We start from the raw sequence: 19,784 nt of genomic DNA on the forward strand, positions 1-19,784 counted from the left end.
TATTTTTCATTTTTATATTAAAAACTACCAATAAACAGTGTATGCTATTTATAAGTTGTTTTATTTCCTTTAAGGCCGAATTCATTCGGTCTTATTTTTTGTGTTGTAAATACTTTTACAGGAGGCATTCCATTTCACTTATGAACGTAACGAAACTAAACGATCGAATAGAAGCGAAGAAGAAAGAGTTGATTCATCTCGTTGAACAATATGGATTCACTCATCATAAAGTAATTTCTTTCAGCCAAGAATTAGATCGTTTACTTAACTTATTAATAGAAATCAAGACGAAGAAAAAACGTTGCTCTTTATAACCGTTACCTTCTCTTTTTTGATACGATAGAACTAGAATCAGAAAGGAGCCATCTATGTTTATATTAAAAGACGTTACATATAAAGATATACTGCACATTCCTTATTTACAGATTCAAAAAGAAAAAATCACATGTATAATCGGTGAGAGTGGGAGCGGAAAAAGCACATTGCTCCGTATGTTAAATGATCTACAATCTCCAACATCTGGAACAATTGAATATAACGGAAAATTGATTTCTGACTATCCCCCTATTCAATTACGACGTGACGTAGTCATGCTTGGGCAAATGCCACCTATTTTCGATGGAACCATTAAAGACAATCTATTAATGGGACTTCGTCTTTCTGAAAAACCATTTCCAAATGATGCTGCCCTGCGAAGTGCATTAACGACTGTTAGCTTAGAAAAAAATTTAGAAGACAACGCTAATTCATTATCAGGCGGGGAAAAACAACGACTTGCTTTTGCACGTATCGTACTTATGGATCCACCTGTTTATTTATTAGATGAACCAACTTCGGCGCTGGATAGCGATACAGAACGACGCGTTATGAAACAATTCACTACGCTAGCAAGAGAAAAGAACAAAACAGTTATCTTTATCACACACTCGCAACAACTTCCAGAAGAAATTGCAGACGATATTATTGAGATTAGTAAAGCAAACGGTGCAACTAGAAAGGAAGTGCTCTCAGTTGAAGGGCGTGATTGAACTCCAAATTTGGCAACTTGCCGCTGCATATATTTTCATTCTTATTTTAATCGGGCTCGTGAAATTAAAAGGGATACCTCGCGAAAAACAAATCGCGCTCGCAACGTTCCGTATGACGATTCAGCTCGTACTCGTTGCCTATGTCCTTACATACGTATTTGAAAATAGTAATCCATTTTATACAATTGCTCTTATTACTTCTATTACTACCTTTGCAATTTTTAATATTTATAAACGAGTTAATATCCCAATGTCTAAAGAATTAAAACGAGTAGCCGCCCTTTCCATGGTAGCCGGATCAATTGGGCCACTTCTACTATTTATCTTTGTTATTATCGGACACGATCCGTGGTATGCACCGCAATATATCGTTCCGATTACCGGAATGTTAGTTGGGAATGCGATGACAGGTGTTTCTCTCGGTGCAAATACGTTCTTAAACAATATGAAATCGCAAAGAGGTCAAATCGAGGGGGCACTTATGCTCGGTGCCACACCGAAAGAAGCCGCTGCTCCGCTCATACGCGACGCTTTTGACTCCGCTATTTTACCAACAATCAATTCTATGGTCGGAATGGGAATTATAAGCTTACCGGGCATGATGACCGGTCAAATCTTATCTGGTGTATCACCATTTACAGCCATTCAATATCAAATCGCAATTATACTCGGTATTTCAGGAAGTACCGCTTTTGCTGTTATTATCTTCTTACAGCTTGGATATAAAACTTTCTTTAATAAGCGATGTCAGTTGAAGGAGATTGACTATGGCGGACGGTAATCTGGCTTTTTGCTCGGTAAATGATGCACCTTTCTCGGTGAGTGAAATTATATCGACGATTTTTCGAATATATCTATCATAACTCAAAATATATCAACGATTTTTGAAATATATCGACGATTCGACAAGGAATATCGACTTACCGACAAAAAATGACATAATAAAAAGAGGAGGCCTATACGCCTCCTCTTTTTATTTACTTACGCCTTCTTCACGAATTGTGATTTTAACTTCATAGCTCCGAAACCGTCGATTTTGCAATCAATATCGTGATCGCCATCAACTAGACGGATGCTCTTTACTTTCGTACCGATCTTCACAACTGAAGAAGTTCCTTTTACTTTTAAATCTTTAATGACAGTAACAGCATCGCCGTCTTGAAGAACGTTGCCGTTCGCATCTTTTACAACTTTTGCACCATCATTATTTTCAGCTTCTGCTTCTTGGCCCCACTCATGAGCACATTCTGGACATACGAAAAGAACGCCATCCTCATACGTATATTCTGAATTACATTTTGGACAATTTGGTAAAGTAGCCATAAATTCATTTCCTCCGTTCATTATTTATACGTAAAAATCAAAATTGATGTTTACATCTCGATAAATAAAATTTGTACAGCATTTCTTTATAGTGCCATAGTCTCACGTTATTGACAAGCCTACCTGGAATTCTCATTTTTTATTGTATTTTACAAATTTTTAATTCGTATGGTGTTTTACAATAAAAAAGAAGAACCCTCACAAGATTCTTCTTTTCAAAATGGACGAGTTTCCCTCTAGAAAAACCACATATTTTCTTCAACGTACATTTGATATTCTTCTACTTCTTCTTCACTTAACTTTTTATTATTTACATACACTTCTTGCCATTCAAAATAATCATCATTTAAGTATACAGCGAATTTAATTTTTACATTTTTCTTTTCTTCATAATCATAACCAGTAAATTCTACTACGTCATAATCCTTTTCTTTCTTTACATACTTCCAATTTGACTTATCTGTAATAGACTCTAAAGCCTCTCCTTCAAGACTTAGGCGAACAACATTTTTAATATTAGGTTCAGTTGGTACATACGATAAACCAAAGCTAGCACCTGCAAACAATACAAATACTATCGCTTGCAAACCAATCATAAGCCCGATATGAGCGCCGCCTTTTGATTGTAAATAATACTCTTTCTTATACTCAGGTACATCTTCTACTTTATGTAAAATACGGATAACATGCTTATAATACAATCGATTTCCTTGCCATCCAGTAAACAGCATCGTTCCAGCGTATATGATAAAATCTATCCACATTGGTATATCAATAAAAGTAGCTACAATGAAAGTAGGTACCGCTAATAACGTAAATATAATAAACAACTTATACATTTTACGATAAGCTAACCAAAAAGTTGGGAAGAAAAAGGCTACCCAATTCCACGTATTTCCTTGCGCTGGATTTTCTACTTTGCCCCACTTAAAGTCATAATAAGCTGTATTCTTTTGAACAACTTTATGCGACTCTTGCGGAGAAATTTTTTCTTGTAAAACAGTGTCCTTCACGTACATCATCCTTTTCTCATATCTACATACGTGTATTTTATAGAAATAAAAAGAAGGAATCTAACAAAAAGTACATATATTTCATAAAAATGAATGGAAATCGAATATATTCCGACAATTACCCGTTTCTTATTCCATTTTACTTTTAAATATATTAGAATACTTATGAATGATACGTTTAATACACTAAGTTAATCATTTTGTATATTTGATAATAAAAATGTTTCACATGAAACTATCCATATTTCGTATTATCTTTCCTCTACAAAATACGAAAGACGCCCTTTCAAAAAGGCGTCTTTTTTACAGTTGAAAATTTACTAATAAATAAAATGAATTGTTTAATACATGAATTCCAATTGGAACGAGTAAATTGTTTGTTTTCTTATAGGTGTAGGCTAAACTTATCCCTATACCAAAAATATATAAAATACTCCCTACTGTAAGGGGATGCCCTAAAGTAAATATGAAAGCACTTATAACGGCACTACTAAGTGTAGAGAAGCGCTGAGATAATTTCATAAAAAACATACCTCGGAATACAAGCTCTTCCCAAATCGGCGCAAAAATCGTGAGTACAACTACATATAAAATGATTTCATTTTTAGTAGGCTCTATTACTATATTAGATCCCTCCACACCAAGCCCATGTGGTAAAACTAAATTTAATACCGCAAGATATATAAGCAGTACGATCATCGTCATTATTATTGTTACATAATGTTTTGAGTTATTGAATTGTATTGATTTTAGTAAATGCACACAGTAATTTCTTGCCGGTGCATACATTACAATAATCATACAAAACGTGAAGGGTGAAATGAGATGATTTACATACCACGGATATAATGAGAATTCATATAAAAAGTTCAAATAACCAATTCCATACATTACCCCAAAAATAATTACGATCATACCGATTACTTCTAGCATACTCATTTGTACATTCTTTTCTTCATATGTAACTAATTCCGTGTCCATCCCATCCCCTCCAGTATAATTAAACCTTTTTAACCATTATATACCAAATTGTATATAAAAAAAGACAATACACCCAACTGTATTGTCCATTTTCTTCCCTACCATTTCTCTCTACACGCCTCAATTAAGTGCAGCAAATACCTCTTCGTCATATCCGCTCTTCTCCACCTTGAGAGCATTCGCTTTTCTTTTGGATTCTGCCGTATTCTTGCTACTTCTTTTAATAAAAGCTCCCATTCTTCCGCTGGATGTTCTAATAAGTATTGTAGTCCTCTATCTTTTGAAACGATTGTTTTATGATCTAGTGTATATAAAATACGCCCCATCGTAACGACCGCTGATTCTACCCATTCTTCTATAAAGAATAAATATGGCTGCTTCGCCTTTCCACTCCAGTACTGTTCTACGTTGTATTTCATCGTATTTACTACATCATCCCACCTTATTTGAAACGGGAGATCCTCTGCTTCTTTCCCGATAACTGTAATACCTTGATTTTTCAATGTCCACCATGTGACTGCATTAATGTCCCAATGACCTATATTCGCCTTACCATCTGCACAATACACGTACTCATTCATTTCATCATTGTATTTTCCTAAATCAGCTAGTGGAATATACATACCATCCATTCTTTTACCTAACGTACTACCGCCAAGTTTCTTATGAAGTTCTACCAGTTTCTGTTTTTCAGCTTCATTCATGGGATCACTTATTACCGTAACAAAATCAACATCACTCGTTTCTGTATGAAATGCACCGAGTGCGATGGATCCGTAAATATACACCCCGACTATTTTTTCATCTAAAAAAATTTCTTTCAGTCCTCCTATGTACTGCTCCATCAACTGCTCTACTTCTTTTGGTAACGCATGCTTTACTACATTCTCCACATCTATCCCTCCAATAAAAAAAGCCTTTGCAAATTCGCAAAGACTTCCTGCTTTATAAATACTTCTCGATTTCTTCGTAAACATCCTTCAAACGAGGATTTCCTTCTCCAACAATTTCTCCATTTACAAGAACGACCGGATAAAATAAATCTTCCTCCACTACACGCTCTGCGAATGCTTTTTTGTCTTCATCTTCTTGTTCTTCTTGAAAATCAATATACTCGAAATTAAATTTATTTTCTTGTCCTTCATATTTACGACCAATTGCTGCTTGTAACCACTCAAACGTTTCTGTTGAAGATGGCATTCCAACGCAGCTTGCACAAATTACTTTCGTCCCATACACTTGCACATTAACCATTTCTTCTCCCCCCACTTCTTGTTCTAACAGTATATTCAGATGTCTTAGTACATAAGCACATCATTTTACAAACTCATTCCATACCCCTATACTGAAAAAACACGTTGTAAACATGATAAAAAATTTCGGCAATAAAACAAGAACAGAAAAAATAGATTTTCCCCTCTATCTTGATTATAATAAAACTGATGAAAGGAGTCGATAAAAATGGAAAACCCACATATGCAAGAACAAGTACTAGAAGTATTAGATAAATTACGTCCATTCTTACTTCGCGATGGCGGAGACGTTGAATTAGTAGACATTGAAGAAGGTATCGTAAAATTACGCCTTATGGGTGCATGCGGAAGCTGCCCAAGTTCTACAATCACACTAAAAGCTGGTATCGAACGCGCGTTACTTGAAGAAGTACCAGGCGTTATCGAAGTAGAACAAGTATTTTAATTAAAAGCGGAAGCGGCTCGTTCAGAACAGGAGGTCATTGGAGCTCCTGACGAAGAGGCGCTTTTTGCCTCACAGGAAGGCGCGAAATGGCCGACTGTTCTAGCCGCTGGAGCTGGATATCATCTAGCGGCTCGTTCAAAGCCACTTGCTAAAAGGAGACCAAATTTGGTCTCCTTTTTTTATACAAATCACATTTATCCGTTAACATCATAAAACAGAATTGGAAATCCTTCTCAAAAAATGCGATAATTGATACTATATAGTGAATCGTTCACACATATAAAGTAAAAAACATAGGGGGACGACACATGCCAAAAATGGGGAACACGTTTTTAACAATTCAAGAACTAGAAAAGAAAAAAGAGTATTTATTAGACCTTTCATCCGTTATACCGACATGGAATGCGAGCTATCAATTTTTATTTAAAGAAATCCAGCAAGAATTATTGAGTAAAGTAAATGAAAAAATCGAACAACATCAATTCATTTTAAATATATGTGCAGATCAACAGGTAGGGGCATAATGTATTACATATAATTGTGGTATATAAAAAAGAGACCTCAATCGGTCTCTTTTTTATATTTTTAAGATAACCAATCTAATTTTCTAATCCCGAGCTTATCAACTGGTAAACGGAGTGAGCCATAAAAATGCTTCATAAATTGCTCAGAGCGGTTCACATCGTGTAAAATGGCTTCTAAGCGATCTCTATATATGCTTTTTTGTTCTTCGTTTCCAGTTTGGTAATATCGTTCGACTGTTTCAAAATAGTGAAGTGGGAACAAGAGCCTTGCAAATAATAGGCGCCACCCAAATGAGGATAGCGAATAGTTCCGTTCATAATCTGTAACAAATTGAACGATTGTTTGCTCCCAGTCTTTCTTTTTTTCAATCATCATATAGCGAATCCATTCTGCTATATCTCGAGTTGGATGATCATACACCCAGTCAAAAGGGAGTTTGAGACGCTTCGTTTGATGCCATAATAAAGGTGTGAATCGTTCTTGGCAAATGGTTGCTGCATCCGTTAATTGCGGCGTATCATCCATCTCTGTATCAACAACGTATTGAATGGCATTTTCCGCAACTCCTAAGTAATACGGGAAGGATTCAATAAACAATTGATCGAATACGTCTGTAGGGTGGTTCATCACTTGTGATTGCCAAAACTTTTCTAACTGATCGAGCCTTTTTTCCCATAACGCTTTCCATTCACCAATGCGGCTTAATTGCTCAATTTCTTCTGGAAAGAATGCACCTCGTTTATGGAATATAGAAAGCTCACTCCCTAATGACATAGCATGTCGTTCTAACGCGCGCATACCTTTTAATAAGCAGTAATTTTGTTCTTCTATCTCACTTACATAGTAGCCGTGTATAGTCGGAACGAAAGTCGCTACAGTTATATCCCCTTGCTGGTTCATATAATCACTGAGCTTTTTCATCTCTACAAGTACTTCTTCCTCCATTTCTCCAATTGGAACAAGTACATAAATTTTGTTGCGAATCCAAAAGCTTTTATAGGGGCCAAGGGGGATTAATTCTTTAACATGCATATGATAATGCTCATAAATATGATGAATCATCGCAGTCGCCACCTATGGTTTTTCTTTATATATATGAGCTTGTGCTCGCCTTTCATTCCTATGCACATGATAAAGCAACGAAACGTATACAAATACTAAAAAGAAAAAAAGGTGATAAACATGAAAGAATCAAATCAACTACAAGAAAGAGCATTGCAACTATTACAAGAACGCGGTGTAACAATTGATGATATTGCTGAGCTTGTTCATTTTCTTCAAAAAAAATATCATCCAAATTTAGAGATGTCAGAATGCCGTTATAACGTTGAGCGTGTATTATCAAAACGCGAAGTACAGAATGCACTAATTACTGGTATCGAACTCGATGTCCTTGCTGAAAAAGGAATGTTAAGTGAGCCGTTACAAGATATCGTAAAACGTGATGAAGGCTTATACGGAATTGATGAAGTGATCGCACTTTCTATCGTTAACGTGTACGGTTCTATCGGTTTCACGAACTTTGGATATATCGATAAATTAAAACCTGGTATTTTAGAATACTTAAATGATAAATCAACTGGAAAGGTGCATACATTCCTTGATGATATCGTTGGCGGAATCGCTGCTGCCGCTTCAAGCCGCTTAGCGCACAGAGCTGAGCATTCGGAGTAAAATATGAAAGACCGTCAGTGTTATACTGACGGTCTTTTGTATTCCATGAGCATAAATTCTCTTCCTCGGCTCAAAAAAATAGGGCCTTGCTGAAAACCTATGTTTTTATAAAGCGCAATCGCTCTTGTATTAAATGTCGCTACACTAAGTCGAAACGTTTTCAGCTTAAATTCTTTAACAGCAAAGGCTATCCCAGCTTGAAAAAACATTTTCCCCAGCCCTTTCCCTGTTAACGCCGGCTTCATGCCAAGTCCGATATCAATTACATCTTCTCCACCATATAAATGAGCATCTCTTCCCCTGGCACTTGTGCATTTTCCCCAAAACAAAAATAGCCGATAAACTCTCCCTTATCGTCACAACAGCCATAATACGTCCCATCTAATAATTCCTCTATTACTTCTTTCTCGCCTGAAAAACTATATAAATTATAGGGTTCTTCGTACGTCCACGTATTTATCTCATTTGCTTCTTCTACCGTCAGCTCATGTATTTCCACTTTCTCTTCCCCCTATTATATTTCTACTAACAATATTCGATACTCATCTTATAATTCATCTTTCTCAATATGTTTTTTTAATTTCTCACTTTATTTTTATGGAAGATTTTTCTTATTATGTTACGATTAAACAGAATTATTTGAAATAAGGTGGTGACAATTTGAATTATTTTTCTTATCTCTCCTTAGAAGAACGTCAAAATTTTTTCTATAAAGAACCTCTTAGTTTTTCAAAAAATATAGAGAAAGAGCAATTAGCGTACGCATTAGGTGCTACACTATATACTCCTGGCACGAAAGAAACGATCGCGGAAGATATAATTAGAAAAAAACATGTGGAAGCTACCTCGATTATTTTTTGTCTAGAAGACTCTATCAGCGATAAGGAAGTAAAGTTTGCAGAGCAAAATATCGTCTTTCAAATACAGCAAATCGCCAACTTGGTCAGTGCTAACATACTAAATCAAGCAGACATCCCCCTTCTTTTTATTAGAGTTCGACAGCCAAGTCAAATGAGGACAATTGTTACTGAATTAGGTAGTGCGGTTCATTGCTTATGTGGTTTTGTCTTTCCAAAATTCACACCCGTTAATGGAAAGTCTTATATCGATCAGCTTGCCTATATAAACAAGCTATATTCATTATCCCTTTATGGAATGCCGATTTTAGAATCACCAGAAATTATGTATAGAGAAACACGTGTAGAATCATTGTTACAAATAAAAGATCTACTAGATTCCTATCGTGATTACATCTTAAATGTACGCATTGGTGCTACTGATTTTTCAAGCATATTTGGTATTCGGCGTAATAAATACACCCCTATCTATCATATTACTGTTGTTCGTGATTGTATTTCCGACATTATTAATATTTTCTCCAGAGCAACAAATGGATATGTTATTTCAGGATGTGTATGGGAATATTTTTCTAATGATTACGAAGAAGGGCTCATTCAAGAGGTATCGCTTGACCATGCAAATGGATTAATCGGAAAGACAGTCATTCACCCATCTCATATTAAAGTTGTACAAGCAATGCACATTGTTACAATGGAAGATTATTTAGACGCAAGGTCAATTTTACAACATGCAAATACGTATAACGGAGTGCTAAAAAGCAGTTTTGCTAACAAAATGAATGAAGTAAAGCCCCATTATAACTGGGCTCGCAAAACCATTTTAAAATCTAATATTTACGGGGTGCTACATGAAAACAAACAATTCACCGATCTCCTTATTACAAACGCAAAACAACACGTATAACGTTTTGAATAATATAAAGGTTCATGTAGAAGTACGTGATAATCCATATAACTTAGAATTAGACAATCTTTTTCAAATGGCTGCGAGAATCAATAAGAAGCGGAGTTTTTTATTTGTAAGTACAATTCTTGGAAAGCATCTTCCTATTAAACCTGCAGTCTCTCTAGCAAGTGGATTTGCTCTCGCTGCAAGATATATGGAAATACTACATAATACTTTTCATCCATTTCAAAAAGAAGTTTTAAATCTTATTTCATTAGAAATTGATAAAATTCCAGAGGAAGTATTTCGTTATCAATATCCCTTACAAGAAGAAGTGTTATTTATCGGATTCGCTGAAACAGCAACAGCACTTGGCCATTCTATGTTTCAATGCTTTCAAAATGCAAAGTATGTACATACAACTAGGGAATCGATACCCAATCTCGAATCTGTCATTACATTTGAGGAAGAACATTCCCATGCAACCTCACACCGTTGTTATGTAGATAAAAGCTTTTTTCAAAACAACAATCCAATTGTTCTCGTAGATGATGAGATGACAACTGGGAAAACCGCACTAAATATTATCAGGTCTATTCAACAGCAATTTCCACGAGAAGAGTATACCATCGCTTCGTTATTAGACTGGCGTTCTAATACTAATAGAAGACAATTTAAACAACTAGAAGAAGAACTTCAAATAAAAATTCATGTTATTTCTTTATTAGAAGGCCGCATTCACACAACTGGCCAGCCATTGAATATTACAAAAACAGATACTCCTATTGAAAAAACAAAACCTTATTTCAAAAAACATACGATTATTTGTCCGGCATTATCCTATACATCAAATTATATAAAATATACTGGACGCTTTGGCATTTCATCATATGAACAAAAGCACATTCATTCTTTTGCTCAAGAAGCAGGAAAAATGTTACAAAGAAAAAGAATTGGAAAACGAACACTCTGCCTCGGAACGGGTGAGTTTATGTATATTCCAATGAAAATTGCTGCTGAAATGGGTGAAAATATTTTATATCAATCTACAACACGAAGCCCTATCCATCCTGTTTCAAATGATGTGAACTACGCCATTCATAATCATTTCTCGTATCCAAATCCCGAAGATTCTACTATTACAAATTACTTTTATAATATTTCACCTCATGATTACGATGAAGTATTTGTGTTTATGGAACGTGATGTAGGAGAAGAAGCCTTATCGCCTCTTCTACAGCAGTTACAAACAGTTATTCCTTGTATTCATATCGTCTCATTTTCAAATAGCATAGAAAAGGAAGGTTGATAATTATGGTAAAGGTAAATTCCCATATTAGTAGTTACGATCCAAATGATGCTATTTTTCTATTAAAAGATATTAGCGATTTAATGAAAGAAAGTTCCACAGAAACGAGAGAACAAGCCATTCAAGCTGGCATACATTATTCTGAAATGTTACCAACGGAATATAAACCATCTAAAGCATATATGGATTTATTCTTTTCTTCCCTGCAACATTACAAACACAAACTAGCCATCGCTGTCGGAGTTGTCGCTGAACAAATTATACAGACTAAAGGAACGAATCTCGTCCTCGTCTCATTAGCGCGTGCTGGTACACCTATTGGTATTCTTATAAAACGCTACATACGCTATCAATATAACCTTGATGTACCTCACTATTGTATTTCTATTATTCGTGGACGCGGCATCGATGAAAATGCACTTCACTATATTTTAGAACATCATCCTAAAGAAACAATTCAATTCATTGATGGCTGGACTGGAAAGGGTGCAATAAAAAAGGAATTGGAACAGGCAGTACATACATTTAACGAGAGAAATAATACACACCTTTCTCATTGTATGGCTGTACTTGCTGATCCCGGTTACTGTACTTCAATTTACGGTACACGCGAAGATTTTCTTATCCCTAGTGCTTGCTTAAATGCGACCGTCTCTGGACTAATTAGCCGCACTGTACTAAATGACACCTATATTGGCCCAAATGATTTTCATGGTGTTAAATACTATAAAGAGCTAGAACAAGAAGATTTATCAAATTTCTTTATCGATGAGATAACAGATTTATTCCCTTCTGTTCATTCTCATATAGATAATCAATTACATTATATTGCTTCAACATACACCGATCCATCTTGGCAAGGATTAAAAGATATACAATCTATCCAAACTCACTTTGAAATTGATGATATTAATCTAATTAAACCAGGAGTCGGTGAAACAACTCGCGTATTACTCCGGAGAATACCGTGGAAAATTTTAATACGAAAGCAAGACACTCCTGATTTAAGGCATATTTTACTTCTCGCTAAAGAAAAGAATGTCCCTGTTGAAATATATGAGAATATGACTTATTCATGTTGCGGACTCATTAAGCCTCTTAGGGGGAATACGATATGATTTTCGCCAGTGATCTTGATCAGACACTTATTTATTCCCGTAAATCATTTCGTGCTCATATAGAAGATAATTCAATTCAGCTCATTGAAACTTTAGATGGAAAAGAAATTTCTTTCATAACACATAAAACCATTTCACTACTAATAAAATTGCAACTGCATTCATATTTTATCCCAGTTACAACAAGAACGATTGAACAATTTCAACGTATTACTTTATTCCAAAATGAAATCATTCCTGAATATGCCATTACAAGTAACGGCGGTAATATCCTTCATAACGGTAAGCAAGATGTTACTTGGAACAAAGAAATAAAAAAAAGAATTTCAGTAGAATGTATAGAGAGGAACGATATACTAAAGGAATTTGAACAAATCGCTCATAAAGATTGGGTTATATCACAAAAAACGGCTGATGATTTATTCCACTATTGCATCATTAAACGAGAGAACATTCCTTATGATGAATTATCATCCTTCACTTCCTGGTTAGACAAACAGGGCTGGAATCATTCACTTCAAGGTAGGAAACTATACTTTGTACCAAAACCAATTAACAAATGGGACGCCGTGCAATATATACAAGAAATACTACAAATGGATACTATTATTACAGCTGGGGATTCTTTACTTGATTTATGCATGCTTGAAAAGGCGAACTATGCCTTCGCACCACTTCATGGTGAATTAGGGGCAACATATAATCATTTACAACCCCATATTGTAAAAACAGATGCAATCGGCATATATGCCGCAGAAGAAATCGTAAGTAAATCACTTCAAATCATTCACAGTTCATCACCTACCTCATAATTGAAATATGCACAATTGCATACGCACGCCCATGGAACAAATGGTACAATTTATTCGAATCGCTGTTGCTACACTTCTTGATCAAAGAAAAGGCGTTAAAACGGATATTAGCGCCTTATCAAACTCAAGCAATTGGCACATTTTGTCATCTTGAAAGACACTCGAAAGAGTGTCTTTTTTTCTATATCTCACAAGGACTTACTCATTTCAAAGCATAAACACATAAAATAATATAACTCTTTACATGCACGAATCCTTTTCTAAAAGTTGTGAAGTAGACTCAAAATAAAAAAGCACTCTTGGTTAGAGTGCTTTTTACTTTCAAATTAGGAGGTTACATAATATGGATAGTACTCTCGTATTTAACTTCGGCATTGGTATTGTCATCATTTTATTTGTTTTCTTTGTACTTTGTATGAGCGGGGTATAGAAAGACGATTTGAGGCGTCTTTTTATACATACATATGTATTACTTGACTTTCGCAAATGAAGTAACAATAATGGTTACAGATAAACTATTCACATATCCACAAATAGGAGGAAGAACAATGAAACATGTAATCGTTTATGCACACCCGAATACAGAAAGTTTCAACCACGCTATTTTAGAAACGGTAAAAAGTGAATTAGAAGGAAAAGGTCACGAAGTACGCGTTCGCGATCTATACGAGTTAAACTTTAATCCAGTATTAGACGCTTCCGATTTCATCTCATTTTCTCAAGGAAACACACCAGAAGATATTAAAGAAGAGCAAGAGCATATCTCTTGGGCGGATAGCATTACATTCATTTATCCAGTTTGGTGGGCGGGACTTCCTGCTATTTTAAAAGGATACGTTGACCGTGTATTTAGCCACGGCTTCGCTTATGCTTACGGTGAAAATGGCATCGAGAAGTTATTAAGCGGTAAAAAAGGCTTATTATTATCTACAATGGGAAATACGAAAGAGGCATACACAGCAGGCGGTATGTTTGAAGCAATGAAAAAAACAGCTGATGTTGGTATCTTTGAATTTACAGGCATTGAAACAATTGAGCATACATTCTATACAAGTGTCCCTTCTGTGGATGATAGTGTGCGTAAACAATATCTTGAAGAGGTTAAAGATGTTGTGAATCGTGCATTTTAATAAAAAAACTCCGGCTTTAACAACCGGAGTTTTTTATTTCATCATTAATTTCGGAATATATCTTTGAAGAATGCTTTCTAATTCATTCATATCTTCCTGTCTAATAAGTAAATTCACATTGTCATTCATTTTTTCTCGACCGCGATATAAAAATATATTTTCTTTTGGATTTTCCCATGTTGATGTTTTATAGCCTTTTAATTCTTCGTATGAATAAAAGTTTAATCCGTCTACTACACCTTTTTCATATATTTGTACACTTTTAATAAGATGGATGGCTATTAAAGTCATAAAACAACTTGCTACAGCATGAATACCTAGCTGAATGAGAAACTGTTCAACTGTATGAATATCGCCACTTACGTACCGAGCATATATATACATACATTGTCCAATGAAATATGCTGGTCCAAGTAATACAATCCAACGTCTTTTCACCCGAGGATACATTGCAATCAGTTTTCCTGCGCTTTTTTTCATTTCATTTATTTTATATATTTTCCATAGAACAAAAAACAAAACACATAATGTAAAAACAAACATAATACATGACATCCAGTACATTCTTATTCTCCCCCCTTACATCATTACATACAAATTTTACATTTTATATAACAATAGCGCATATGCAATTATGCATAAAAAAACAGGTAACCTATTCCGGTTACCTGCATTTCATTACATCTTCGCAATCCACTCCGTCAAGTTATGCACAACTTGCGTCGGTTGAACTTCGTATTCTGTTAACTTCTCCACAGTTGTTACTCCAGTGTGGACAAGAAGCGTATGCATACCAGCATTTATTCCTGCTAAAATATCTGTATCGTAGTTATCCCCAACCATTAATGCTTCATTCTTTTCTATGCCAAGCACTTTCAAAGCTTGTTCCATAATGATTGATTCTGGTTTTCCGATAAAGATTGGATCCACACCTGTTGATACTGCTACAACTGATGTTAATGAACCGTTACCTGGTAATAACCCGCGCTCAGTCGGAATGGCAATGTCTCCATTTGTAGAAATAAACGTTGCGCCGTTACGCACAGCAAGACAAGCTTTTGCTAATTTTTCATATGTGATGTCACGATCTAAACCAACAACAACGAAATCAGGATTTTCATCCACAAGTTCAAATCCTTTTTCCACAAGCGCATCATGTAAGCCTTCTTCACCAATCATATATACAGTTGCGTCTTGTTTACGTTCGTAAATGAAGTTTGCTGTTGCCATACTCGTTGTGAATACTTGCTCTGCTTTCGCTGGAATATCGAAACGAACAAGTTTCTCTGCCACTTGTTCTGGTTTACGAGTTGAGTTATTCGTAACGAATAAATATGGAATACCGCGCTCTCCTAACGCTTTGACGAAGTCGCTCGCTTCTTCAATTTGTTCTTCTCCGCGATACATTGTACCGTCTAAGTCAATTAAGTAACCTTTATACATCGATTATGTCTCTCCTTCTATGCTAACGTTCTCACCTTATCATATCACTCTTATATTACCCGCTTTTCCAAAAGAAAAAAACGCTTTACCTTAAAGCGCCCCATAACGTTCATTTTTTCTCTTTTATTTGGTAAGAACAACTACAATCGCCCTCGCACATGTTTGCTAGCGTTTTCACATCTGCGTTCGCAAATAAACGATTATACATCTCTTTTTCATCTTCACACACTTGCGGGAATCTCTCAGCGATTTCCTTTAACGGACAGTTTTGTTTTTCAATTATGAAAGAGTTCTCTCCATCTCTCTTAATTTGAACCATATAACCATTTTTCTCTTGCATAGCTGCTATCTCTTGCACTTTATATGCTAAATTCTTTTGATTACTCACGCGCTTTTGTAACTGTTCTTCCATACGCTTCGTTCTTTCTTTTAAAACGTAACGAAGTATTTTTTCATCGCCCATTCGCGCTAAATCTTCTAGCATATCAATCGCAAATTGCTTATACTCTTTCGGGAATGTATCTTCTCCCTTTTCACTTAATCCATACAAATAAGTTGGTCTTCCGACATGTTGCCTTACCATCTTGGAATAGATGAAACCATCTTTCTCAAGATTACTTAAATGTCTTCGAATTGCCATTTCTGTAATCTCTAAAATTTCAGCTAGTTCCGCTACCGTGTGCTCTCCTTTTACTTTCAACAACTGTACAATTTCATCTTTCGTCGTACGTGCTTCCCCCATGTTTCACCCTTCTCCCTCACATACAATATAAGACCCCCAAAAGGCATTCTTTGGGGATCTTATAAGCATAATTATTCTGGTACAAATGCAGATACAGGCCCTAATTCCTTCTCTAAATAACTGCGAATATTTGCTGGGTATTTTTCTACCACTGCAATATGTTTTTGAATCGTCTTATATAATTCATCATGATTCATTTGAATATAATCTTGCGTAAGCATTTTTCGAAGAAGGATAATTTCTTTCATTCCTTGTCCATCTTCTGCACTTATCACTCGCTCGTCCATTAAAATATCAATAATATCTTCATAGCTTCCTGGATCGCGCATAATAAATCCATCGATCATCGCATTCCCTACATCTAATACAGAATCAATCATTAGATGAGCTATGCGTTCTAATGCGTAAAATTCAAACTCGGTTTCATATATCTTTTTCTCTTGAAATGTACTTGTTGCTCGTTCTAAACATACTAGCATTTGTTCTATTTTCTTTCTGTCTACAAAATACATGAATGTCACCTACCTGGAAATTAAAGCATTTACATTTTAATTGTAACGCTTTCTTCTGAAAAAATCGACAATTTTTCGAATTCACCTTTTCTCCGTTATTTGTTATAGTTATATTTGTATGATTTTTGAAATTGGAGGAATGGAATCTTGGAACGTGAACTCGCACTAGAAATTGTCCGTGTAACAGAAGCAGCAGCATTAGCATCCGCACAGTGGATGGGCCGCGGAAAGAAGAATGAAGCAGATGATGCAGCAACTACAGCAATGCGTGATATGTTCGATTCAGTAAACATGGCAGGTACAGTTGTAATTGGTGAAGGAGAACTTGATGAAGCACCAATGTTATATATTGGTGAAGAACTAGGAACAGGTAACGGTCCAGAAGTAGATATCGCCGTTGATCCATTAGAAGGTACAAACATCGTTGCAAAAGGTCTTGCAAATGCAATGGCAGTTATCGCAATCGCAGATAAAGGAAACCTTCTTCATGCTCCTGATATGTACATGGAAAAAATCGCGGTTGGTCCAAAAGCAGCTGGTAAAATTAGCTTAGATGATCCAATTGAAAAAACAATTGAAATTGTAGCAGAAGCTAACAATAAAAAGATTCGCGATCTAACAGTTATCGTTCAAGAACGTGAACGTCATCAAGATATTATTGATCGTGTTCGTGCAAAAGGTGCACGTGTAAAACTATTTGGTGACGGTGATGTTGGTGCGTCAATCGCAACAGCACTACCTGGAACAGGTATCGACTTATTCGTAGGTATCGGCGGAGCTCCAGAAGGTGTTATTTCTGCAGCAGCATTAAAATGTCTTGAAGGTGAAATGCAAGCTCGCTTAGTTCCAATGAACGAAGAAGAAGAAGCTCGTTGTCGTGAAATGGGACTAGAAGACCCTCGTCAACTTCTAATGCTAGAAGACTTAGTATCTGGTGATGATGCAATCTTCTCAGCAACTGGTGTATCTGCTGGTGAGTTATTAGACGGAGTGAAATTCCTAGGCGGAGATTTAGCTGAAACATACTCTATCGTAATGCGTTACAAAACAAGAACAGTACGATTCATTAAAACGCATCACCATTTAGATCATAAGCCACACTTAAACTTAGATATTTAATAAAAGGAGCCATGTGTATGGAAGAACGTTTCTTTCTGTACGACGACACTGTCGCTACAAAAACTCGTTTCGTTAGCTTTATGGGAGAAAATGAGCGTCATGATTTAGCGCTATTATACTCCGATCGTCATTACGGTAAAACAATTGTCCTTGATATGCAGCGTAATAAATTCGCAATCATCGGCGCTGACGATTTAAACGAACCAGGCTACTTAGAGCACGCATTTTCTATGACTGAAGAAATTGCAGAAGAACTACGCTCATTTTTATTTGAACTTATATAATTTATCTTAGGCACCAGCTTTTTAGCTGGTGTTTTTTCGCTTTAAGTATTTTGAATTTTCAAACCTTCATGTTATAATGAAGAATAAATCTATTTGGATAGAAAGGACGTTATCTACGTATGCCAACATTTACTTTGTAATGGACCAGCAATTGGATAGCATTACTCTCAAAAAAGCACCACGCTTTTTCAAGGGAGTAGTCTGCCCATTCCCATTACAAAGGAGCGTAACGCATCTGTAGTATGATGTTTACGGAGGTTCCTCTTTGGGGAACCTCCTTTTATTTTTATCTATTTCTCCTGTCTTCATACTACAAGACATCCAAATAGCTGTATTACGTTCCTTTACCACTACTATAAGAGGTGAAGGAAAATGCAGAAAGTACAACTTTCTTGGAGTTTATATGAAAACGAGCAAAACACAATCGAAAAGTATTGTAAAAATTGCAGACGCACTACCCTATTTACCGACACAAATATTCGTAGGCATAACGCCAACGGAAAAAACATATATCGCTTTGCTATTTATAAATGTCCGAAAGATCATACGTGGAATCAAAAACTTCGGATTTATAAATCATTTACTGACCACGTTGAAACAGTTGATATGACGCAGCAAGATCAAACGGAAACAACTACTACTATTTCCATTACACAGCATAAAGAAAGTGGCATAGCTGAAATTACGATTGTATTAGACCTCGTTTTCGGTTCCCACCGGATGGATAAAGCTTTATCCACATATATTTCAGATTGGAGCCGTACACTCATTGTGGATAAAATTAAAAACGGAGATATTCAATTGAACGGACAACAAATGAAACCAAATACAATACTTTCTGAAGGCGATTATATATCAATTTGTTTATAAGCGAGAATATGCAAAAAATCCTCTTACAATCGTAAGAGGATTTTTTTATTTCTTCACTTTTCGTAATACGAAGTGTGCACAACCGAAGTTACAGTACTCGTATAAATACTCCGTTAACGTACTAATTTTCGTATCATATGTCGCACGCTGGTTACTATCATCAAAGAAGCCGCGCAATCTAAGTTGCTCATATCCCCAGTCCCCAACGATGTAATCATATTTATTTAAAATTTCTGCATAGCGCTCTTTAAATGCTTCTTCACTAAAACCGTCACGAAAGTTTTTAATTACTTCGTACTGCACATTATTAATGCTCACCGTAGCATGAATCTCTTGCTTTTGCTCCATCATTAACTTCCTCTCTAAGCATTCTTCTTTTTATCGTATCACAAAGCATACCAACCAACAATTTCAAATACAAAAAATTGAAAATTAGTGCATGCTATGGAGAAGGAGG

25 protein-coding genes and 1 pseudogene are annotated in these 19,784 nt (G+C 35.7%); 14 read left to right on the forward strand and 12 right to left on the reverse strand.

What is annotated here, in order from left to right; genetic code table 11:
* The first annotated feature begins 140 nt into the window (after positions 1–140).
* From MR079_RS18145 to MR079_RS18155, 3 genes are read left to right on the forward strand one after another with little or no spacing between them, the layout of a single operon-like run.
* Positions 141–314 (forward strand): aspartyl-phosphate phosphatase Spo0E family protein, encoded by a 174-nt coding sequence (locus tag MR079_RS18145; RefSeq protein ID WP_001103326.1) that lies wholly within the window; start codon positions 141–143, stop codon positions 312–314.
* 54 nt (positions 315–368) lie between these two features.
* A complete protein-coding gene (locus MR079_RS18150; RefSeq protein WP_242294395.1) occupies positions 369–1,028 on the forward strand; it encodes an ABC transporter ATP-binding protein in 660 nt (219 codons plus the stop codon).
* Positions 1,012–1,809, forward strand: a complete 798-nt coding sequence (locus tag MR079_RS18155; protein ID WP_000679255.1) for an ABC transporter permease — start codon at positions 1,012–1,014, stop codon at positions 1,807–1,809. Before MR079_RS18150 ends, MR079_RS18155 begins: the two co-directional genes overlap by 17 nt.
* Positions 1,810–2,009: 200 nt before the next feature.
* Here the strand turns inward: MR079_RS18155 and phnA are convergent, their stop codons facing one another.
* From phnA to MR079_RS18180, 5 genes are all read right to left on the reverse strand, one after another.
* The gene (gene phnA, locus MR079_RS18160; RefSeq protein ID WP_000212737.1) at positions 2,010–2,351 is read right to left on the reverse strand and encodes an alkylphosphonate utilization operon protein PhnA; all 342 of its coding nucleotides are present in this window, start codon (positions 2,349–2,351) and stop codon (positions 2,010–2,012) included.
* A gap of 236 nt (positions 2,352–2,587) precedes the next feature.
* Positions 2,588–3,370 carry a DUF2628 domain-containing protein gene (locus MR079_RS18165; RefSeq protein ID WP_139868636.1) on the reverse strand — a complete coding sequence of 261 codons (783 nt, stop codon included), beginning with the start codon at positions 3,368–3,370 and terminating at the stop codon, positions 2,588–2,590.
* Between the two features lie 297 nt (positions 3,371–3,667).
* Positions 3,668–4,345, reverse strand: coding sequence for a CPBP family intramembrane glutamic endopeptidase (locus MR079_RS18170; RefSeq protein WP_139868191.1), 678 nt, complete (start codon positions 4,343–4,345; stop codon positions 3,668–3,670).
* 98 nt (positions 4,346–4,443) lie between these two features.
* Positions 4,444–5,238, reverse strand: coding sequence for a nucleotidyltransferase domain-containing protein (locus MR079_RS18175; protein ID WP_139868193.1), 795 nt, complete (start codon positions 5,236–5,238; stop codon positions 4,444–4,446).
* A 52-nt stretch (positions 5,239–5,290) separates the two neighbouring features.
* Positions 5,291–5,599, reverse strand: a complete 309-nt coding sequence (locus tag MR079_RS18180; RefSeq protein ID WP_000248590.1) for a YuzD family protein — start codon at positions 5,597–5,599, stop codon at positions 5,291–5,293.
* Between the two features lie 207 nt (positions 5,600–5,806).
* Here MR079_RS18180 and MR079_RS18185 point away from each other — a divergent pair, with 207 nt between their 5' ends.
* Together MR079_RS18185 and MR079_RS18190 are read left to right on the forward strand one after the other, a co-directional pair.
* Positions 5,807–6,043, forward strand: coding sequence for a NifU family protein (locus MR079_RS18185; protein WP_000431159.1), 237 nt, complete (start codon positions 5,807–5,809; stop codon positions 6,041–6,043).
* Positions 6,044–6,351: 308 nt separating this feature from the next.
* Complete coding sequence (locus MR079_RS18190) at positions 6,352–6,567, forward strand: hypothetical protein (protein ID WP_001125488.1); 216 nt, start codon at positions 6,352–6,354, stop codon at positions 6,565–6,567.
* A 61-nt stretch (positions 6,568–6,628) separates the two neighbouring features.
* On the opposite strand, the gene yutH is transcribed toward MR079_RS18190, so the two are convergent.
* A complete protein-coding gene (gene yutH, locus MR079_RS18195; protein ID WP_016718817.1) occupies positions 6,629–7,630 on the reverse strand; it encodes a spore coat putative kinase YutH in 1,002 nt (333 codons plus the stop codon).
* A gap of 120 nt (positions 7,631–7,750) precedes the next feature.
* Here yutH and MR079_RS18200 point away from each other — a divergent pair, with 120 nt between their 5' ends.
* Entirely contained in the window at positions 7,751–8,242 is a 492-nt protein-coding gene (locus MR079_RS18200) for a phosphatidylglycerophosphatase A family protein (RefSeq protein WP_000665103.1), read from the forward strand.
* 20 nt (positions 8,243–8,262) lie between these two features.
* On the opposite strand, the pseudogene MR079_RS18205 reads toward MR079_RS18200, so the two are convergent.
* Positions 8,263–8,741, reverse strand: a pseudogene (locus MR079_RS18205) (GNAT family N-acetyltransferase).
* Between the two features lie 161 nt (positions 8,742–8,902).
* Here MR079_RS18205 and MR079_RS18210 point away from each other — a divergent pair.
* The 5 genes from MR079_RS18210 to MR079_RS18230 all read left to right on the forward strand — a co-directional run bounded on the left by MR079_RS18210 (position 8,903) and on the right by MR079_RS18230 (position 14,357).
* Positions 8,903–10,006, forward strand: a complete 1,104-nt coding sequence (locus MR079_RS18210; RefSeq protein WP_139868197.1) for an HpcH/HpaI aldolase/citrate lyase family protein — start codon at positions 8,903–8,905, stop codon at positions 10,004–10,006.
* The gene (locus MR079_RS18215; RefSeq protein ID WP_139868199.1) at positions 9,951–11,297 is read left to right on the forward strand and encodes a phosphoribosyltransferase family protein; all 1,347 of its coding nucleotides are present in this window, start codon (positions 9,951–9,953) and stop codon (positions 11,295–11,297) included. Before MR079_RS18210 ends, MR079_RS18215 begins: the two co-directional genes overlap by 56 nt.
* Positions 11,298–11,302: 5 nt before the next feature.
* Entirely contained in the window at positions 11,303–12,415 is a 1,113-nt protein-coding gene (locus MR079_RS18220) for a cysteine protease StiP family protein (protein ID WP_242294396.1), read from the forward strand.
* On the forward strand, positions 12,412–13,227 hold the full coding sequence (locus tag MR079_RS18225; protein WP_139868203.1) for an HAD family hydrolase: 816 nt from the start codon (positions 12,412–12,414) through the stop codon (positions 13,225–13,227). The genes MR079_RS18220 and MR079_RS18225 overlap by 4 nt, the downstream gene beginning before the upstream one ends.
* A 548-nt stretch (positions 13,228–13,775) precedes the next feature.
* Positions 13,776–14,357, forward strand: coding sequence for an NAD(P)H-dependent oxidoreductase (locus tag MR079_RS18230; protein ID WP_242294397.1), 582 nt, complete (start codon positions 13,776–13,778; stop codon positions 14,355–14,357).
* 33 nt (positions 14,358–14,390) lie between these two features.
* On the opposite strand, the gene MR079_RS18235 is transcribed toward MR079_RS18230, so the two are convergent.
* The 4 genes from MR079_RS18235 to MR079_RS18250 form a co-directional block, all read right to left on the reverse strand.
* The gene (locus tag MR079_RS18235) at positions 14,391–14,921 is read right to left on the reverse strand and encodes a hypothetical protein (RefSeq protein ID WP_000289896.1); all 531 of its coding nucleotides are present in this window, start codon (positions 14,919–14,921) and stop codon (positions 14,391–14,393) included.
* A gap of 114 nt (positions 14,922–15,035) precedes the next feature.
* A complete protein-coding gene (locus MR079_RS18240) occupies positions 15,036–15,800 on the reverse strand; it encodes a TIGR01457 family HAD-type hydrolase (protein ID WP_242294398.1) in 765 nt (254 codons plus the stop codon).
* A 109-nt stretch (positions 15,801–15,909) separates the two neighbouring features.
* On the reverse strand, positions 15,910–16,542 hold the full coding sequence (locus MR079_RS18245) for a helix-turn-helix transcriptional regulator (RefSeq protein WP_242294399.1): 633 nt from the start codon (positions 16,540–16,542) through the stop codon (positions 15,910–15,912).
* Between the two features lie 71 nt (positions 16,543–16,613).
* Positions 16,614–17,054 (reverse strand): DUF86 domain-containing protein, encoded by a 441-nt coding sequence (locus tag MR079_RS18250; protein ID WP_000274012.1) that lies wholly within the window; start codon positions 17,052–17,054, stop codon positions 16,614–16,616.
* 147 nt (positions 17,055–17,201) lie between these two features.
* On the opposite strand from MR079_RS18250, the gene glpX reads away from it, so the two are divergent.
* The 3 genes from glpX (at position 17,202) to MR079_RS18265 (ending at position 19,327) form a co-directional block, all read left to right on the forward strand.
* A complete protein-coding gene (gene glpX / locus MR079_RS18255; protein ID WP_000439091.1) occupies positions 17,202–18,173 on the forward strand; it encodes a class II fructose-bisphosphatase in 972 nt (323 codons plus the stop codon).
* A gap of 17 nt (positions 18,174–18,190) precedes the next feature.
* The gene (locus tag MR079_RS18260) at positions 18,191–18,457 is read left to right on the forward strand and encodes a DUF3055 domain-containing protein (RefSeq protein ID WP_000392606.1); all 267 of its coding nucleotides are present in this window, start codon (positions 18,191–18,193) and stop codon (positions 18,455–18,457) included.
* 372 nt (positions 18,458–18,829) lie between these two features.
* Entirely contained in the window at positions 18,830–19,327 is a 498-nt protein-coding gene (locus tag MR079_RS18265; RefSeq protein ID WP_139868211.1) for a cytoplasmic protein, read from the forward strand.
* A gap of 45 nt (positions 19,328–19,372) precedes the next feature.
* Here the strand turns inward: MR079_RS18265 and MR079_RS18270 are convergent, their stop codons facing one another.
* Positions 19,373–19,675, reverse strand: a complete 303-nt coding sequence (locus tag MR079_RS18270) for a YutD family protein (protein WP_000435943.1) — start codon at positions 19,673–19,675, stop codon at positions 19,373–19,375.
* Between the last annotated feature and the right edge of the window lie 109 nt (positions 19,676–19,784).

This window comes from Bacillus cereus group sp. BfR-BA-01381, from assembly GCF_022663555.1.
Classification (GTDB): Bacteria; Bacillota; Bacilli; order Bacillales; family Bacillaceae_G; genus Bacillus_A; species Bacillus_A pacificus.

What these genes read in the sequence shown, in the direction of transcription:
- MR079_RS18145 (WP_001103326.1), top strand. Translation starts at nt 141, where the DNA reads ATGAACGTAACGAAACTAAACGATCGAATAGAAGCGAAGAAGAAAGAG.
- MR079_RS18150 (WP_242294395.1), top strand. Translation starts at nt 369, where the DNA reads ATGTTTATATTAAAAGACGTTACATATAAAGATATACTGCACATTCCT.
- phnA (WP_000212737.1), bottom strand. Translation starts at nt 2,351, where the DNA reads ATGGCTACTTTACCAAATTGTCCAAAATGTAATTCAGAATATACGTAT.
- MR079_RS18165 (WP_139868636.1), bottom strand. Translation starts at nt 3,370, where the DNA reads ATGTACGTGAAGGACACTGTTTTACAAGAAAAAATTTCTCCGCAAGAG.
- MR079_RS18170 (WP_139868191.1), bottom strand. Translation starts at nt 4,345, where the DNA reads ATGGACACGGAATTAGTTACATATGAAGAAAAGAATGTACAAATGAGT.
- MR079_RS18180 (WP_000248590.1), bottom strand. Translation starts at nt 5,599, where the DNA reads ATGGTTAATGTGCAAGTGTATGGGACGAAAGTAATTTGTGCAAGCTGC.
- MR079_RS18185 (WP_000431159.1), top strand. Translation starts at nt 5,807, where the DNA reads ATGGAAAACCCACATATGCAAGAACAAGTACTAGAAGTATTAGATAAA.
- MR079_RS18190 (WP_001125488.1), top strand. Translation starts at nt 6,352, where the DNA reads ATGCCAAAAATGGGGAACACGTTTTTAACAATTCAAGAACTAGAAAAG.
- yutH (WP_016718817.1), bottom strand. Translation starts at nt 7,630, where the DNA reads ATGATTCATCATATTTATGAGCATTATCATATGCATGTTAAAGAATTA.
- MR079_RS18200 (WP_000665103.1), top strand. Translation starts at nt 7,751, where the DNA reads ATGAAAGAATCAAATCAACTACAAGAAAGAGCATTGCAACTATTACAA.
- MR079_RS18215 (WP_139868199.1), top strand. Translation starts at nt 9,951, where the DNA reads ATGAAAACAAACAATTCACCGATCTCCTTATTACAAACGCAAAACAAC.
- MR079_RS18220 (WP_242294396.1), top strand. Translation starts at nt 11,303, where the DNA reads ATGGTAAAGGTAAATTCCCATATTAGTAGTTACGATCCAAATGATGCT.
- MR079_RS18225 (WP_139868203.1), top strand. Translation starts at nt 12,412, where the DNA reads ATGATTTTCGCCAGTGATCTTGATCAGACACTTATTTATTCCCGTAAA.
- MR079_RS18230 (WP_242294397.1), top strand. Translation starts at nt 13,776, where the DNA reads ATGAAACATGTAATCGTTTATGCACACCCGAATACAGAAAGTTTCAAC.
- MR079_RS18235 (WP_000289896.1), bottom strand. Translation starts at nt 14,921, where the DNA reads ATGTACTGGATGTCATGTATTATGTTTGTTTTTACATTATGTGTTTTG.
- MR079_RS18240 (WP_242294398.1), bottom strand. Translation starts at nt 15,800, where the DNA reads ATGTATAAAGGTTACTTAATTGACTTAGACGGTACAATGTATCGCGGA.
- MR079_RS18245 (WP_242294399.1), bottom strand. Translation starts at nt 16,542, where the DNA reads ATGGGGGAAGCACGTACGACGAAAGATGAAATTGTACAGTTGTTGAAA.
- MR079_RS18250 (WP_000274012.1), bottom strand. Translation starts at nt 17,054, where the DNA reads ATGTATTTTGTAGACAGAAAGAAAATAGAACAAATGCTAGTATGTTTA.
- MR079_RS18260 (WP_000392606.1), top strand. Translation starts at nt 18,191, where the DNA reads ATGGAAGAACGTTTCTTTCTGTACGACGACACTGTCGCTACAAAAACT.
- MR079_RS18265 (WP_139868211.1), top strand. Translation starts at nt 18,830, where the DNA reads ATGCAGAAAGTACAACTTTCTTGGAGTTTATATGAAAACGAGCAAAAC.
- MR079_RS18270 (WP_000435943.1), bottom strand. Translation starts at nt 19,675, where the DNA reads ATGGAGCAAAAGCAAGAGATTCATGCTACGGTGAGCATTAATAATGTG.